At 71.7% G+C, this 15622-nt stretch carries 15 protein-coding genes; 5 read left to right on the top strand and 10 right to left on the bottom strand.

The features are described 5' to 3' along the window. Positions 1-65 precede the first annotated feature (65 nt). Positions 66-1463, bottom strand: coding sequence for a MocR-like pyridoxine biosynthesis transcription factor PdxR (gene pdxR / locus JOM49_RS37625; RefSeq protein WP_209668925.1), 1398 nt, complete (start codon positions 1461-1463; stop codon positions 66-68). Between the two features lie 8 nt (positions 1464-1471). Further along, complete coding sequence (locus JOM49_RS37630; protein ID WP_209668927.1) at positions 1472-2386, bottom strand: neutral zinc metallopeptidase; 915 nt, start codon at positions 2384-2386, stop codon at positions 1472-1474. A 54-nt stretch (positions 2387-2440) separates the two neighbouring features. On the opposite strand from JOM49_RS37630, the gene JOM49_RS37635 reads away from it, so the two are divergent. Then, complete coding sequence (locus tag JOM49_RS37635; RefSeq protein ID WP_209668929.1) at positions 2441-4468, top strand: prolyl oligopeptidase family serine peptidase; 2028 nt, start codon at positions 2441-2443, stop codon at positions 4466-4468. Here the strand turns inward: JOM49_RS37635 and JOM49_RS43545 are convergent. Both JOM49_RS43545 and JOM49_RS37645 read right to left on the bottom strand, forming a co-directional pair. Then, the gene (locus JOM49_RS43545) at positions 4452-4685 is read right to left on the bottom strand and encodes a DMT family transporter (RefSeq protein WP_245369604.1); all 234 of its coding nucleotides are present in this window, start codon (positions 4683-4685) and stop codon (positions 4452-4454) included. The two genes, JOM49_RS37635 and JOM49_RS43545, sit on opposite strands and share 17 nt — an antisense overlap. 135 nt (positions 4686-4820) lie before the next feature. Further along, complete coding sequence (locus tag JOM49_RS37645; RefSeq protein ID WP_209668931.1) at positions 4821-5462, bottom strand: FMN-dependent NADH-azoreductase; 642 nt, start codon at positions 5460-5462, stop codon at positions 4821-4823. A 71-nt stretch (positions 5463-5533) separates the two neighbouring features. On the opposite strand from JOM49_RS37645, the gene JOM49_RS37650 reads away from it, so the two are divergent. Next, positions 5534-6139, top strand: a complete 606-nt coding sequence (locus tag JOM49_RS37650) for a TetR/AcrR family transcriptional regulator (RefSeq protein WP_209668933.1) — start codon at positions 5534-5536, stop codon at positions 6137-6139. On the opposite strand, the gene JOM49_RS37655 is transcribed toward JOM49_RS37650, so the two are convergent. Together JOM49_RS37655 and JOM49_RS37660 are read right to left on the bottom strand one after the other, a co-directional pair. Then, on the bottom strand, positions 6095-6949 hold the full coding sequence (locus tag JOM49_RS37655; protein WP_209668935.1) for an SAM-dependent methyltransferase: 855 nt from the start codon (positions 6947-6949) through the stop codon (positions 6095-6097). The two genes, JOM49_RS37650 and JOM49_RS37655, sit on opposite strands and share 45 nt — an antisense overlap. Positions 6950-6961: 12 nt before the next feature. Further along, complete coding sequence (locus JOM49_RS37660; RefSeq protein ID WP_209668937.1) at positions 6962-8443, bottom strand: amidohydrolase family protein; 1482 nt, start codon at positions 8441-8443, stop codon at positions 6962-6964. A gap of 58 nt (positions 8444-8501) precedes the next feature. Here JOM49_RS37660 and JOM49_RS37665 point away from each other — a divergent pair, with 58 nt between their 5' ends. Together JOM49_RS37665 and JOM49_RS44265 are read left to right on the top strand one after the other, a co-directional pair. Beyond that, entirely contained in the window at positions 8502-11474 is a 2973-nt protein-coding gene (locus JOM49_RS37665; protein ID WP_209668939.1) for a DEAD/DEAH box helicase, read from the top strand. Beyond that, complete coding sequence (locus JOM49_RS44265; protein WP_209668941.1) at positions 11471-12178, top strand: SWIM zinc finger family protein; 708 nt, start codon at positions 11471-11473, stop codon at positions 12176-12178. The genes JOM49_RS37665 and JOM49_RS44265 overlap by 4 nt, the downstream gene beginning before the upstream one ends. Here the strand turns inward: JOM49_RS44265 and JOM49_RS37675 are convergent. Both JOM49_RS37675 and JOM49_RS37680 read right to left on the bottom strand, forming a co-directional pair. Next, positions 12149-12826 carry a maleylpyruvate isomerase family mycothiol-dependent enzyme gene (locus JOM49_RS37675; RefSeq protein WP_209668943.1) on the bottom strand — a complete coding sequence of 226 codons (678 nt, stop codon included), beginning with the start codon at positions 12824-12826 and terminating at the stop codon, positions 12149-12151. The genes JOM49_RS44265 and JOM49_RS37675 overlap by 30 nt on opposite strands. Then, a complete protein-coding gene (locus JOM49_RS37680; protein WP_209668945.1) occupies positions 12817-13452 on the bottom strand; it encodes a pyridoxine/pyridoxamine 5'-phosphate oxidase in 636 nt (211 codons plus the stop codon). Before JOM49_RS37680 ends, JOM49_RS37675 begins: the two co-directional genes overlap by 10 nt. Before the next feature lie 93 nt (positions 13453-13545). Between JOM49_RS37680 and JOM49_RS37685 the strand changes: the two genes are divergently transcribed. Continuing rightward, positions 13546-14088, top strand: coding sequence for a CGNR zinc finger domain-containing protein (locus JOM49_RS37685; protein WP_308159006.1), 543 nt, complete (start codon positions 13546-13548; stop codon positions 14086-14088). On the opposite strand, the gene JOM49_RS37690 is transcribed toward JOM49_RS37685, so the two are convergent. Together JOM49_RS37690 and JOM49_RS37695 are read right to left on the bottom strand one after the other, a co-directional pair. Beyond that, the gene (locus JOM49_RS37690) at positions 14060-14857 is read right to left on the bottom strand and encodes an SDR family oxidoreductase (RefSeq protein WP_209668947.1); all 798 of its coding nucleotides are present in this window, start codon (positions 14855-14857) and stop codon (positions 14060-14062) included. The genes JOM49_RS37685 and JOM49_RS37690 overlap by 29 nt on opposite strands. Before the next feature lie 34 nt (positions 14858-14891). Continuing rightward, positions 14892-15614: a ferritin-like domain-containing protein gene (locus JOM49_RS37695; RefSeq protein ID WP_209668949.1), complete on the bottom strand. Its 723-nt coding sequence runs from the start codon at positions 15612-15614 to the stop codon at positions 14892-14894. Positions 15615-15622 lie beyond the last annotated feature (8 nt).

The following is a 15622-nucleotide window of genomic DNA, read 5'->3' on the forward strand; positions in this document are numbered from 1 at the left end:
CACGCGGGTACGACAGTTTCCGATCAGTGCGAGTCAGTGCAAGTCAGTGCAAGATCACCGCGGAATCACCGCAGGAGGTCGCGCAACCGCCCCAGACCCGCCTCGACCTTGGCGAACGGGATGCCGCCGTACCCGAACACCAATCCCGGCCGTCGTCCCGGCAGCACCGCGTATTCGTCCAGCGTGTTCACCAGCACCCCGGCACGCAGAGCACGCGCGGCCACCGGCTCGGTCGCGAACGAGCTGTACGCGCTCACGTGCAGGCCCGCCGCCGACGGGATCAGCGTCAGCTCGGCGAAATCCCGTTCCAGCAACGAAACCACCAGCTCGTGCCGTCGCCGGTACTCCCGCCGCATGCGCCGGATGTGCGCGACCAGGCCGCCGTCGTCGATGAACCGCGCGAGCGCCGCCTGCACCGGACCGGCGGAATGCCAGTCGGTCACGAACCGCGCTTTCGCCACCACACGGCACAAAGAAGCCGGGCCCACCAGGAAACCCAGCCGCAGCCCTGGCGAGAGCACCTTGGAGAACGAGCCGACGTAGACCACCCGGCCGGTGGAATCGAGGCTGTGCAACGGTTCCAGTGGCCTGCCGTGGTACCGGAACTCGGTGTCGTAGTCGTCCTCCACCAGCACCGCGCCGGTTTTCCCGGCCCACGCCACCAGATCCAGCCTGCGGTCCAGCGACATCGGCAGTCCGAGCGGGAACTGGTGCGACGGCGTGACGTACACCAGTTTCGTGCCGCGCGGGAGGTCCGCCACCCGGATGCCTTCGGCGTCCACCCCGATCGGGACCACCTCGGCACCGAGCGCTTCGAAGACCAGCCGTGCGGGCGGGTAGCCGGGATCTTCGACGGCGACCCGGTCACCCGGACGGAGCACGACCCGGCCGATCAGGTCGAGCGCCTGCTGCGCGCCGCTGGTCACCACCACCTCGTCCGGCGTGGCCCGCACGTCCCGCGAAACCGCGATGTGCCGCGCGATCCCCTCGCGCAACCCGGCGTGCCCGGCCGGATCGCCGTACCCCAGCGAGGCCGCCGAAGCGCGGATTTCCCCGCCGAGCAACCGGCGCCAGGTGTCGAACGGGAACATGCCCACGTCCGGGATCCCGGCCTGGAAGTCGAACTCCGCCCGCACCCCGGTGAGCGACGGCAGCCGGACGCGTTCCCACACCGGAGCCGTCTCGATCGGGAATTCGGCGGGACGAGCCGCGCGAGCCGAACCCCGGCTCGTGCGCACGAAGGTCCCAGCGCCCACCCGGCCTTCGAGGAAGCCTTCGCCGGTGAGCCGGTCGTACGCGGCGCTCACCGTGTTCCGGGAGACCGCGAGCCGTTCCGCCAGCTCGCGCGTCGGGGGCAGCGCCTCGCCCGCCCGCAGCCGTCCGTCGAGGATGGCCTCGCGGATCTGCCGGTAGATCTCCTCCCGACGCCCGCGGCCCGCCTCGGTGTCGATGTGGATCTCCACGCGGGCGCCTACCGGACCTCGGCCTCGCCGGCCTTGAACGTGTTGCAGGCCGAGGTCGACTTCTGGAAGCCGGCCTTGGCCCACTTGACCTGGTTCGGCACGGTGCCGTGGCTGTCGCTGGCGATGGAGTTCTCGAACTCCTTGACCCCCTGCTGCGCGAGTGCCTTGCTGACCGAGCCGCGGCCGTTGGTGCTGGCCAGGAACAGTCCGGCGAAGCAATTCGCCTGCAGCTCCATCCGCCGCGTGACCCGCAGTTCCTCCGGGCTGTCCTCGTCGTAGGTGGACATCTCCTCGAAGGCGGCCTCCATGATGCCGCTGAGCGACTGCACGTGGTGGCCGTATTCGTGCGCGAGCACCGCCAGGTGCGCCGCCTGCACCGTGCCCACGGTCTCCAGCAAACGCTTGCGCGGCATGTGGATGGCGTTGTCGGCCGGGCAGTAGAAGGCGGTGGCCTCCTCCTTCGGCGGCAGGCCGCCGCACGAGCTCTCGGACTCGTCCTTGATCTGCAGGACCGGGGTGGAGAACGGCTCCCCCACGCTCTCCAGCGTCGGCTTCCACGCCGCGTCCAGGCAGCGCATGGCTGCCTCGTAGTAGGCCTGGAGCTGCTCTTCCGAGCGGCGCAGCGAGGGCAGCTGGCAGTTGGTCTGCGGCAGCTCGACCCCGTCGGCGAGCAGCGGGTTCTCCGCGGTCGCGAGCACCGGCCCCGGTTTGCCCGGCTCGCGCTGCGAGGCGACCCCGGACCCGGCGGGCCGGGCCTCACCGGCGACGACCGTCTCGCCGAAGCTGACCACGCCGAGCCCCGGCAGCGCGACGGCGGCCACGATCGCGACCACCAGCACCAGCACACCCAGCACCCGGACGGGTGAGTTCTTCGGTGGCGGCGGCGCAGGTGGCGGCCAGCCCGACGTCGGCTCGATGTTCATTTCCCCCACCCTCGGCAGCTGTGAGGAGGATACCGGTAAGCGAGACTGGAGGGCATGACCGAGATCGACGACGACCCGTACCTCTGGCTGGAGGACGTCACCGGCGAGCAGGCGCTCGACTGGGTGCGTGCCCGCAACGCCGAGACGGTGGCCGAGCTGACCGGCGGCGAGCGGTTCGGCGAGCTGCGCGACCGCGTGCGCGAGGTGCTCGACGCCGACGACCGCATTCCCTACGTCCGGCGGCGCGGCGAGTACCTCTACAACTTCTGGCGTGACGCACAGCACCCGCGCGGCCTGTGGCGGCGCACCACGCTGGAGCAGTACCGCGCCCCGAAGCCCGAGTGGGACGTGCTGCTCGACGTGGACGCGCTCGCCGAGGCCGAGGGCGAGAACTGGGTGTGGCACGGCGCGAACATGCTGCGTCCCGACTACCGGCGCGGCCTGATCTCGCTCTCGCGCGGCGGCGCCGACGCCACGGTCGTGCGTGAATTCGATCTCGAGACCCGCCAGTTCGTCGAGGGCGGTTTCGAGCTGCCCGAGGCGAAGACCCGCATCAGCTGGATCGACCTCGACCGCGTGTACGTGGGCACCGACACCGGCCCCGGCTCGCTGACCGCCTCCGGGTACCCGCGGGTGATGCGCGAGTGGCGGCGCGGCACCCCGGTCGGCGAAGCCCCGATCGCCTACGAGGGCAAGCCCGAGGACGTGGCGGTGTTCGCCTACCACGACGCCACCGAGGGTTACGAACGCGACTTCGTCGGCCGCAGCATGGACTTCTACCGTTCGGAGCGCTACCTCCGGGCCGCCGACGGCACGCTCACCCGGTTCGAGGTCCCCGACGACGCCCAGCCGTCGGTCCACCGGGACTGGCTGCTCATCCGCACCCGCTCGCCGTGGGCCACCGGCGGCCGGGAGTACCCGGCGGGCGCCCTGCTCGCCGCCGGCTTCGACGCCTACCTCGCCGGCTCGCGCGAGCTGACCGTGCTCTTCCGGCCCGACGCGCACACCTCGCTCGAGTACTACAGCTGGACGCGCGACCACCTCCTGCTCGGCACGCTTTCCGACGTGAAGGCCCGGTTGCGGGTGCTCACGCCGGGTCCGGACGGCTGGGCCGACGAGCCGCTGCCGGGTGCGCCGGAGGTCGGCAGCGCGGACATCGTCGACACCGATCCCGACCACAGCAACGAGTACTTCCTCGACACCAGCGGGTACACCCAGCCGTCCACGCTGGTGCGCGGGGTGATCGGCGAGCAGGCCGAGCCCATCCGCTCGGCACCGTCCTTCTTCGACAGCTCCGGGATCGAGGTGACGCAGTACTTCGCCACTTCGGACGACGGCACCGCGGTCCCGTACTTCGTGGTCCGTCCCGAAGGTGCCGAGGACGGGCCGACCATGCTGTACGGCTACGGCGGTTTCGAGGTTTCGCTCACCCCGTCCTACAGCGGGTCGACCGGCCGCGCGTGGCTTTCGCGCGGCGGCACCTACGTGGTGGCCAACATCCGCGGTGGCGGCGAGTACGGCCCCGGCTGGCACACCCAGGCCGTGAAGGCCGAGCGGCACCTGGTGTACGAGGACTTCGCCGCCGTGGCGAAGGACCTCGTCGCCCGCGGCATCACCACCCCGGACCGGCTGGGCATCCAGGGCGGCAGCAACGGCGGCCTGCTGATGGGCGTGATGCTCACCCGCTACCCCGAGCTGTTCGGCGCGATCGTCTGCCAGGTGCCGCTGCTGGACATGCGGCGCTACCACAAACTGCTGGCCGGGGCCTCGTGGATGGCCGAGTACGGCGACCCCGACGAGCCGGACGAGTGGGCGTTCATCGGCGAGTACTCCCCGTACCAGAACGTCCACAGTGGACGCGACTACCCGCCGATCCTGTTCGTCACCTCCACCAGGGACGACCGGGTGCACCCGGCGCACGCCAGGAAGATGGTGGCGCGGATGCGAGAGCTGGGTTACCCGGTGCGCTACCACGAGAACATCGAAGGCGGGCACGGCGCCGCCGCCGACAACGAGCAGCTGGCCTTCAAGACGGCGCTGGTCTTCGAGTTCCTGTGGCAGCAGCTCACCCGGGCTCGGTGAGCCTGGCCAGCACGATGCCGCCGACGATCAGGCTCAGCGCGGCCAGCCTGCCCGCGCTGAGCGGATCCTGGTGCACGGCCACGCCGAGCGCGATCGCCCCGACCGCGCCGATGCCGGTGAACACCGCGTAGGACGTGCCGACCGGCAGCCCGTTCATCGCGCGGGAAAGCAGGTAGACCGCGGCGACGCCGAGCACGAAGCAGATCAGGGTGGGCAACGGCCTGGTGAAGTTGCGCGGACTAGACCGCGCGCGCAGCGCGTCCGTTGAGGGCGGTGGTGGGCTGGCGGGTGGGATTTATGCTCTGCGCCCAGACGATCTCCACCAGGCCCGCGGCCACCAGCAGCACCCAGCTCACGACGCCAGCCGGTCGACCGCGGCCAGCGCGGCGGCGTGCGAGTCACGCCGCTTGCCGTCCCATTCGGACAGTGACGGATCGACCACGGCGTTGGTCAGCTCGGTGTTGACGAACGTGACGTCGGTGACGTCGTAGTGCCCGGCGAAGAAGTCTCGCAGGTACCGCTCCTGGTGGTCGAACGCCTCGCGCGGGGTGCCCGGCCCGTAAGCGCCGCCGCGCGCGTTGACCACCACGAACGCCCGGCCCGCCAGCGACATGCGCGGGAAGGTGACCTGGTCGATCCAGCTCTTGAGCGCCGCCGGCACGGAGAAGTTGTACATCGGCGCGCCGATCAGCACGAGGTCGGCGGCGAGCAGTTCGGTGAGCAGCGGCGAGATGACCGCCCAGGCCGCGCGCTGCCCGTCGGTGCGCACGGCCTCGGCGTACCGCGCCGGGTCGGTGATGCCGTGTGCCAGCAGGTGGTCGCAGATCTCGGTCCACGCCTCGCCGATCACCGGCACCGGATCGGCCGCGAGGTCGCGGTAGGTGTAGCTCGCGCCGGGGTGGGCGGCGCGCCAGGACTCGGCGAAGCGCGCGGTCAGTTGCCGTGAGAAGGAGTCGCGGCGGGCGCTCGAGTCGAGGTGGAGCAAGTGGGCCATGACAAGCCTCCGGGAGAGCGGAAGTGGACACCGTGTCCACTTGACTCGACCGTACGCGCGAAGTGGACACGATGTCCACTACAGTTCGAGGGGTGAGCACACGGGAGCGGGCCGACGCCGCGAGGAACCGCGCCAAGGTGCTGTCGGCGGCCGAGACGTTGTTCGCCGACAAGGGCGCCGAGAACGTCACGATGGACGACATCGCGAAGGCGGCCGGGGTCGGCCGGGGCACGCTCTACCGGCGGTACCCGGACCGCGCGGCCATCGCGGTCGCCCTGCTGGACGAGCACGAGCGGAAACTCCAGGAGCAGCTGATCCGCGGCGATCCACCGCTCGGGCCGGGTGCGCCACCCGCCGAACGCCTGGCCGCCTTCTACGCCGCGATGCTCGACCTGCTCGCCGGCCACGGGCACCTGGTGCTGGGCAGCGAGATCGGCCACCAGCGCTTCGGCACCGGCGCCTACGGGTTCTGGCGTGTCCACGTGCACGCGCTGCTGACCGAGGCCGGGTTGCCCGACCCCGACGGCATGGTGGACGCGGTGCTCGCGCCACTCGCCCCGGAACTGTTCCGCTACCAGCGCGAACGCGGGGTGAGCCTGGACCGGCTCAAGGTGAACCTCGGCGAACTCGCGCTACGACTCTGCGGGCTTCCTGGCGACGCCGCCGATCACGCGTGAAGCCGAGGGCCGCTCGGCGAACAGGGTTTGCTCGTCGGGGTGCCACGCGGGCGCGTACACCAGGCCCGGCGGCTCCAGTTCCCAGTCGCCGAAGAACCGCCGGAACTCTGCGATGGTCCGCAGTTGCCCGGGATTCGTGGTGGTCTCGTAGTACGCGACGATGTCGGCCAGCGCCTGCCGTTCGGCCTCGTTCTGCGGGTTCTCGTTGGTCATCTGCGAGAGCACCAGCAACGAGCCGGGCGCGAGGCGACGACGGTAGGCCCGCAGCACCGATTCCGGCTGCTCCTCGTCCTTGATGAAGTGCAGCACCGCGTTGACCACGAGCGCCACCGGCTGGTCGAGGTCGATCAACCCGGTCCGCCGGACCTGAAGCCACAGGTCCTCGGGGTCCAGCAGGTCGGCGGCGATGGCCTGGTGCCGGTCGGGGTCGGCGGTGTCGGCCAGCAGCAGCGTCGAATGCGCCAGCGCGATCGGCTCGTTGTCGACGTAGACCACGCGCACGTCGCCTTCCGGCCGCACCTCGTCGGCCACGTCGTGCACGTTGCCCGCGGTCGGCAGCCCGGACCCGACGTCGACGAACTGCCGGATGCCGCGCTCCACGCAGTGGCGCACGGCCCGGCCGAGGAACAACCGGCTGGTGCGGCAGTAGTCCCCCATCAGCGGCATCCGCTCGCGGACCTTCTCGGCGAACTCCCGGTCGATCGCGTAGTGGGTGTCGCCGCCGATGAAGTAGTCGTAGATCCGCGCGGCCGATGGCCGGTCCAAGCTGCCTTCCACCGCGCGGAGAGCTTCCTGCCGTGCCCCCGTCATCACCCGAGCGTATTACCCGCGGCAGCCGCAGCCGGACACGGGCGGTTCCGGGAACTGCTGCTCGGCGGCGGCTTTCTCGATCCCGGCCAGCAGGCGCGCGCGTTCGGCCGGTCCGAGGTACCGGCCGCGGTGCACCACGGCGTGGATCCGGCTGGTATTGGTGATGTCGGCGAGCGGGTCCTCGTCGAGCACCACCAGATCGGCCACCTTGCCGGGTTCGACCGTGCCCGCGGTGCGTTCGCGGCCGAGGAAGCGCGCGGCGTCCCTGGTCGCCGACTGCAGCGCGTGCATCGGGGACAGTCCTGCCCGGACCAGCAGCGCCAGCTCGTCGTGCAGGGAGAAACCCGGGAAGCAGAAGGCGTTGTTCGAGTCGGTCCCGGCGAGCACCGGCACGCCCGCGCGGTGCAGGTCGCCGGTCATCCGCAGTTCGGCATCGAAGAACCGCCGGTGCTCCTCGATCTCGGCGGGCGTGGCCGGTCCGGTGTGCTCGACCTGGAGCCACCAGTAGTCGGTGATCGACTTCGGCAGGTACCGCAGCCGCGGGTCGTCCCGGTCGAAGCCGCTCGCGGGCAGGGACAACGCTCGCAGCACGCTCAACGTCGGCGACGCGTACGTGCCGTTGCGCCGCAGCCGGTCGAAGAGGCGACGCGCGCGTCGGGGGTCGTGTGTGGTCGCGGCTTCCCGTTCCAGCGCGCGGGCGACCGTGTACCAGGCCTGCAGGTTCGCCGGGTCGATCGGCGTCGCGGCAAGCCGTTGGCGCAGCTCGGTTTCCCGGGTCGAGGTCGCGGTGAAGAAGCCGAAGAGGTGCTCCATGCTGTGCTGCCCGGCGTCGGCGGCGTCCAGGACCGACATCCGCTCGGGCACGTGGCCGGCGAACCGGAGGCCGACCCGCCGCGACTCCTCGGCCACCGCGGTGAAGGTCTCCCGCGTCAGCATCGAGTAGACCTTGATGAAGTCCGCGCCCTGCTCCTTCATCGTGCGCACGGCCGCGCGCGCCTCCTCGGGCGTGCTGACGGTCACCGCGCCGGTCGGGCCGTGGACCGAATGCGGGCCGTCGATGAGGTTGCTCGCGATCACCATGCGCGGGCCGGTCACCACGCCGGTTTCGACGCGCTCACGCAGTTCGGGCAGCTGCGGGTGGAAGTAGCCGTACATCTCGCGGATGCCGGTCACGCCGTTGACCACGTACAACGGCGGGTAGATCGCGTCCAGCGGCACGGTGTGCACGTGCATGTCCCACAGGCCCGGAATGACGAACTTGCCTCGCAGGTCGATCACCTGCGCCCCGGCGGCGGCGACCGAGCCTGCCGCCACGATCCGGTCACCGGCCAGCACGATCGTGCTGTCGCGCCGCGGCCTGCCGCCGATGCCGTCGATCAGCGTCGCGCCGGTGAGCACGAGCGGCGTGGTCGAAGCCGGGGCGGTCCCGGCGGTGGCGAGCAGGCCGCCTGCCACGGCGGCACCGCCCTTGAGGAAGTCACGTCGAGTGGGCATGGCCGCCACCGTGCACCTTGACGCAGCGTGAGGGTCAAGCTCGGCTAGCGTGGGGCGGGTGTTGGTCCTGCACGGCCTGGGCACCGCGGCCGGAGAAGTCGCGTTGTGGGCCGAGGACTCGACCCTCCCCGCTTCGGTGGGCGGTCCGCTGCCCGGCGCCGCCGTGGCCCACCCGTTCGCCGTCGAGGACCTGTCCGCGCTGGTTCCCGAGGGCCGTCCCGAGGTCGTCGCGCTGCTGCTGCCGTCGACCGGCGACGGTCCGCTCGCCTCACCCGAGCTGGTTCGCGACCCGCTGGCCGAGCCGGAACCCGCCACCGACGTGCACCTGGAACCGTGGCTCGTCCCGGCTGTCGTGCTCTCCCCCGGCGAGGCCGCCGACGTGCTCGGCGGGCTCACCGACGCCCAGGTCCGCCTCGGCACCTCCCCGCACTACCTGCGCCAGGTGACCGCGTTCGCCGCGGACCTGGTCGACCGCGGGCGCGTGCTGCCCGGGCTGAGAACCGGCGTCGGCGGCCTGCGGGCCCGGTGGCGGCCCGCACTGTCCGGAATGGACTCCGCTCGGTTCGCGAAGCTGGCCGCCGCGATGCCACCGGTCTGCCGTGCCCAGCCGGTGCGCCCCGAGGACGTGGACGGCCGTGCCGCCACCGAGGTGCTCCGCTCCCTGCTCGACGCCCTGGTCGACCACGAGGTCCGCGCCCGGCTCGACGGGCTGGAGCTGACCACCGGCTCGGGTGCGGTCGAGTCCTGGCTGAAGGCGCTCACCGGCGACCCCCGGTTCGAAGCCGACCGCCGCGAAGCCCGCGAGCTGCGGGACCGGATCGACGCCTGGCACGCGAGCGCCGCCCACGACGCCGCCGTCCGGCTCGGCTTCCGGCTGCTGTCCCCGGAGCAGAACGAGCGGGAGGACTGGCGGCTTGAGTTCCTGCTCCAGGCGGTCGAGGACCCATCGGTGTTGATCCCGGCGGCCCAGGTCTGGCGGTCCGGGCAGCACGACGTGCTCAGCCGGTGGGTCCACCGCCCGCAGGAGCTGCTGCTGACCGAACTCGGCCGGGCGAGCCGGATCTTCAAGCGCCTGGACGGCGCCCTCGCCGAGGCGCACCCGGCCGGGCTCGACCTCGACGCCGAAGGTGCCTACGACTTCCTCACCCAGGCTCCGGCACTCGACGAAGCGGGCTACGGCGTGCTGCTGCCCAAGGCCTGGCGTCGTCCCGGTGACGTGACCCTCCGGCTCGACACGCACAGCAGGTCGGCCACCGGCGTGGTCACGAAGGACCGGCCGCTCGACCTCAAGCAGCTCGTCGACTACCGCTGGGAACTGTCGGTCGGCGGGCAGCGGCTGTCCGAGGCCGAGCTCGCCTCGCTGGCCGCCGCGAAGGTGCCGCTGATCCGGTTGCGCGGCCAGTGGACCCGCATCGACCAGCGCGGACTCGCCGCCGGGCTGGCCTTCCTCGACGCGGACCGCCGGGGCGAGATGACCGTGAGCCAGGCGATCCGGCACCTGGGCTCGAGCAAGGCCCCGCTGCCGGTGTCCGAGGTGACCGGCGACGGGCGGTTCGGCGACCTGCTGGCGGGCAAGGCCGATCGCCACGTCGAGCGGATCGACACCCCGCCCGGCTTCCACGGCACGCTCCGGCCGTACCAGCGTCGCGGCCTGGCGTGGCTGGCGTTCCTGGACGAACTGGGGCTGGGTGCCTGCCTCGCCGACGACATGGGCCTCGGCAAGACCGTGCAGTTGCTGGCGCTGGAAGCGTTCTGCCGCAAGGATTTTCCCCGGCCGCCGACGCTGCTGGTCTGCCCGATGACGGTGGTCGGCAACTGGCAGCGGGAGGCCGCGCGGTTCACCCCGGACCTGCGCGTGCACCTGCACCACGGCGCCGACCGGCGGTCGGTGACCACCACCGCCGCCGAGCACGACCTGGTGATCACCACGTACGCGCTCGCCGCCAGGGACGCCGAATCGCTGGGCGAGGTCGAGTGGGACCGCGTGGTGCTCGACGAGGCGCAGAACGTCAAGAACAGCGCGTCCCAGCAAGCGAAAGCCGTGCGCGGCTTCAAGGCGCGTCACCGGGTGGCGCTGACCGGCACCCCGGTGGAGAACCGGCTCGCCGAACTCTGGTCCATCATGGACTTCCTCAACCCCGGGTTCCTGGACACGGCCAACACCTTCCGCGCCCGCTTCTCGGTGCCCATCGAACGCCACGGCGACCACGAAGCCGCCGCCCGGCTCCGCCGCGCCACCGGCCCGTTCGTGTTGCGGCGCCTGAAAACCGATCCCGCGGTGATCGACGACCTGCCGGAACGCCTGGAGTTCAAGCAGCTCTGCACGCTGACCGCCGAGCAGGTGACGCTCTACCGCGCGGTGGTCGACGACATGCTCGACCAGATCGACCAGGCACGCGACATCAAGCGCAAGGGACTCGTGCTCGCGACGATGTCCAAGCTGAAGCAGGTGTGCAACCACCCGGCGCAGTTCTTCGGCGACGGCTCGCCACTCGCCGGGCGCTCCGGCAAGCTGGACCGGCTGGAGGAGATCCTCGAAGAGGTGCTGGCCGAAGGCGACAAGGCGCTCTGCTTCACCCAGTTCGCCCAGTTCGGCGCGATGCTGGTGCCGTACCTGTCCGAGCGGTTCGACACCGAGGTGCTGTTCCTGCACGGCGGCACCACCCAGCCCGAACGCGACCGGCTGGTCGAACGCTTCCAGTCACCCGGCGGTCCGTCGCTGTTCCTGCTCTCGCTCAAGGCGGGCGGCACCGGGCTGAACCTGACCGCGGCCAACCACGTGGTGCACATCGACCGCTGGTGGAACCCGGCCGTCGAGGACCAGGCCACCGACCGCGCCTTCCGCATCGGGCAGCGGCGCGACGTGCAGGTCCGCAAGTTCGCCTGCGCCGGCACGCTGGAGGAGAAGGTCGACCGGATACTGGCGGAGAAGGCGTCGCTGGCGAAGCTGGTGGTCGGTGCCGGGGAGCACTGGCTCACCGAGCTGTCCACCGAGCGCCTGCGTGACCTGCTCACCCTGGAGGCGTCGTGACCTGGTGGTCCCGGCGCTTCCTCGAGGCGCTCGACGGGCTCGGCCTCGGCGGCTACCGCGGCAGCGGGCAGCGCTCCGCCCGCGCCGGGCACGTGCTGAGCCTGTCGGTGTCGACCAGCCTGGTGACCGCGCTGGTCCGCGACTCCGGGCCCGATCCGCACCGCACGCGGATCGCGGTCAAGGCCTTCGAATCGGCGGACTGGGCCCGGATCGAGCAGGAACTCGCGAGTCAGGCGGTCTTCGCGGCGAAGCTGCTCGCCGGTGAGCTGCCCGCCGACCTCGAAGGCGTGTTCACGAAGCTGGGGCTGAGCCTGTTCCCGCGGACCCTGCGCGAGATCACCATGGACTGCTCCTGCCCCGGCTGGGAGGTGCCGTGCCGGCACCTGGCCGCCGCCTGCCAGGTGCTCGCCGACTCCTTCGACGCCGATCCGTTCACCTACCTCGCCTGGCGCGGGCGCACGCGCGAGGACCTGCTGGACCGCCTGCGTGCGCTGCGGATCCACGCGGCGGACCGGGAAACCGGCCCGCCCACGCTCGCCGACCAGCTGGATTCCTTCTGGGGCGAGCGAACCGAGGTCGCGGTCACCGGCGGGGCGACGGCTCCGGTGCTGGACCAACTGGACCCGATGGGGTCCGTCACCGACCTGCTGCGACCGGCGTACCGCGCGATGACCTCACGGCCACGGGCCGAGGGCGGGCAGTGACCCGTCCTCGCGGCGGCCCGCCATCCACGCGGTCAGCTCGGTGAGCCTGCCGCGTGCCTCGGCCTCCGGCCCGCTCCCCCACGCCCATTCCCGCGGATCGTCCACCGGCCGGAGCACGAGGCGGACGCCCTCGGGGGCCCGCGGCGCGAGGAACTCGAGCACGTGCGCGCAGAACTCCGGGCTCCAGTCGTCCGTCCGGTAGCCGAGGTCCGCATCGGCGAAGTGGATCTCCACCTCGCGCCACCAGCAGAAGACCGTGCCCAGCAACGGACCTTCGCGATACCGGACCGGACGCTGCCAGCCGTCTTCGGGCACCTGCGCCCAGCTTTCTTCGAGCCCGTGGATCGAGTCGAGCACGCCTTCGCGCAACTCGGCGGCCGAGCGTCCCGCGCCTGCTTCGATCCCGGCGTCACGACCGGGCCTGCCACCGTCGTAGACCTCGATCGTCTTGCCCGCCAAGGCGTACTCGGCCTGTCTGCGGAACGCGCGCCCGAGGTTCTCCAGGTGGGTGAGCACATGGCCGCGCGACCACCCGGGCAACGCCGACGGTCCGCGTGCCTCGTCGTCGGTCAGCTCGACGAGCCGTTTCGCCAGCCGTTCATGCCCGGCCGCGATGTTCGCCCGCAGTTCTTCCGAGGTCAGGGCCACAGTTGCTCCTTCGTCCACGCGCCGGCCACCCGACGGTACTGCACCCGGATGTGCCGTCGCTCGTCGTTTCCTTGCCAGAACTCGATTTCCTCGCCGACCACCGTGCCGATCACCCAGTCCGGCGCGACCACGTCCGGTTCCCGGCGGACGCGTTCACGGGCGCTTTCGACAGCCGCGGCCAACTCGGCGCGGTCCGCCAGCGGTGTGCTCTGCTTGCCGGCCAACGCGACCGCGCGAGCGGATTCACTGCGGGCGAGGAAATCGCGGCTGCCGTCGGCGAGTTCCACCCGGCCGCGCACCCGGACCTGCCTGCCCAGCGGTGACCAGTAGAAGGTCAGCGCCGCCCACGGGGTGTGCGCCAGTTCCTTCCCCTTGCGCCCAGCCGAACCGAACGCGAACTGGAAGCCCTCTTCCGTGAGGTCCTTGAGGATGAGCACCCGCGCCGACGGCCGCCCGGATTCGTCCACAGTGGACAGAGTCATCGCGTGCGGCTCGCGCACGCCCGCCTCGATCGCCGCTTCGAACCAGTCCGCGAACAACGCGAGCGGGTCCTCCGGAGCCGTGGCCGGGTCGAACGCGGGCAACGGCCCGGCCAGCGACGGCAGGGCGCGCAGGAGCTCACGCATCCGCTCTCCTAATGGCTTGATCCAGTCGATCCATTAGGGAAGCTAGCCGACCAACCTAATGAGAGCAAGCGTCTGATGCATTAGGCTGGCCTGGTGCTCGCCCTCGAACTCGCCACCACCGTGCGCTACGGGCCGAACGGCGTGCTCGACGTGCTGGAGACCGTCGACGGACTGGCGGACTGGCTTCGCGAGCAGGACCTGCCCGAGGTGCCCGTGGACGAACGGGTGCGCGAGTCGGTGGTCGCCGTGCGCAAGGCGCTCCGGTCGCTGTTCGCCGACGCCGTGCGCCCCGGTCCGCCGAGCAAGGCCGACGCGAACCGGCTACTGGACCCGGACACCGCCGCGCGGCAGCTCAACGAGGCGGCCGCCGCGGTCCCCCGCGTCCCGGTGCTGGACTGGCCCGACGGCCGGATGCGCTACCGGCCCACCGAAGCCGCCCCGGCGGCCCTGCTCACCGCGGAACTGGCGAAGGCGGGCATCGAGTTCCTGAGCGGACCCGACCGCGAGCGCCTGCGGGCCTGCCCGGCACCGCGCTGCGTGCGGTACTTCGTGCAGGACCACCCGCGGCAGGCGTGGTGCAAGCCGTCCTGCGGGAACCGCGCCCGGGTCAGCCGCCACTACCACCGGCATCAGTGAACCGGCTCGGCCGCCGGGTGGCGTGCTCGGCGAGGAACTGCTCGAAGGTCCACTCGCCGTCGAACCGGTCGCCGACCAGGTTCTCCCCGCGCCGGAACCCGGCCATGATGCGGCCGGGCACCCGCACCGGCACGAGCAGCCGCCGCCGACCGGTGGCGGTGAGGTAGGCCCTCGCGAGGCTCTTGGCGTCCCGGACCTCGGGGCCGCCGAAGTCCGGCACGCGCCCGGCGGGCTCGCCGAGCGCGAGTTCGGCGAGCCTGCCTGCCACGTCCCGCGTGTCGACCGGCTGGAACCGCATCGTCGGCACGGGCACGATCGGCGAGCGCCCGAGGAGCGAGAAGATGTGCTGGACCAGCTCGTGGAACTGGGTCGCCCGCAGGATGGTGTACCCGAGCCCGGACGCCTCCAACTGCCGCTCGACGGCCAGTTTCGTCCGGTAATACGGCAACGGGATTCGGTCGATACCGACGATCGAGATGTAGACCAGGTGCGTCACGCCCGCGCGCTTCGCCGCGTCGATCAACGTGCGCGCGGCCTGCTCGTCCCCGCCGGTCAGCGTGGACGCGCAGTGCACCACGGTGTCCACCCCGGTCAGCGCCTGGTCGAGCCCGTCGCCGGTGCGCAGGTCCACCGAGACGAACCGGCTGCCGTCAGCCACCGGCCGCGCCCGCCTGCTCAGCACCACCACCTCGCGCCCGGCGTCGAGCAGCTCCCGCACCACGCGCCTGCCCAGCGAACCGGTTCCCCCGGTCACCACGATCGGCTTCATCGCCATCCCTCCTCGTCGGCGTTCACCCGCTGGACTACGCAGGGGGCCCGGATGTGACAGGCACCGGGTCGGGGAGCTCCGACGTGCTCATCCAGGTCCTGAGCACGTCGAAGATGAACCGGCGCCGCGTCAGGCCGAGCTCACGCAGCGCGGGCCCGTGGTCGTGGGCGACGACCACCACCGCGCCGAGCAGCAGCACCCACCACACCGCGTGCACCGCCCGCCGCGCCACCGGCGACAGCGGGGCGAACGCGGCACCGAGGCGGCGCAGGTGGAACGGCACGTGGCGCTCCTCGTCGGCGAGGATGCGCCCGGCGACCTCGGTGGTCAGCGGGTCCGAGGTGCCGTCGCGCAGGGCGCGGTAGTACCGCAACGCGATGACCTCGGCGATCATCAGCACCATCAGTTCCAGGCGCAGCCCGAGTGCCCGCCGGAGCCGGACGAACACCGCGTCGGTCCAGTGGCCGCCGATGGTCCGCGCGTTCGCCGCGGTGAGCAGGTGCTCCAGGAGGCGGGCGTGGTTGCGCTCCTCGTCGACGAACAACCGCACCGCCGCCGTGTACGCCTCGTCCCCGGCGGCCCCGGCCTTCGAGATCAAGTTCGCCCCGTCCCCCGCCTCGCCCACCTGGAACCGCTGCACGCTCTTCACCACCGCGGCGGGCAGCGCGGCGCCCCGGGTCCACTGTGGATCACCGCGCTCCGCGCGCCGCCCGGCTTCCGCCTCGAAGTGCTCGACCCATCCGGTGAATACGCTCAACTCACCAC

Source organism: Amycolatopsis magusensis (assembly GCF_017875555.1).
GTDB lineage: Bacteria > Actinomycetota > Actinomycetes > Mycobacteriales > Pseudonocardiaceae > Amycolatopsis > Amycolatopsis magusensis.

Coding starts and splice junctions, on each gene's coding strand:
- JOM49_RS37630 (WP_209668927.1), bottom strand. CDS start 2,386: ATGAACATCGAGCCGACGTCGGGCTGGCCGCCACCTGCGCCGCCGCCA.
- JOM49_RS37635 (WP_209668929.1), top strand. CDS start 2,441: ATGACCGAGATCGACGACGACCCGTACCTCTGGCTGGAGGACGTCACC.
- JOM49_RS37645 (WP_209668931.1), bottom strand. CDS start 5,462: ATGGCCCACTTGCTCCACCTCGACTCGAGCGCCCGCCGCGACTCCTTC.
- JOM49_RS37650 (WP_209668933.1), top strand. CDS start 5,534: ATGTCCACTACAGTTCGAGGGGTGAGCACACGGGAGCGGGCCGACGCC.
- JOM49_RS37655 (WP_209668935.1), bottom strand. CDS start 6,949: ATGACGGGGGCACGGCAGGAAGCTCTCCGCGCGGTGGAAGGCAGCTTG.
- JOM49_RS37660 (WP_209668937.1), bottom strand. CDS start 8,443: ATGCCCACTCGACGTGACTTCCTCAAGGGCGGTGCCGCCGTGGCAGGC.
- JOM49_RS37680 (WP_209668945.1), bottom strand. CDS start 13,452: ATGCGTGAGCTCCTGCGCGCCCTGCCGTCGCTGGCCGGGCCGTTGCCC.
- JOM49_RS37690 (WP_209668947.1), bottom strand. CDS start 14,857: ATGAAGCCGATCGTGGTGACCGGGGGAACCGGTTCGCTGGGCAGGCGC.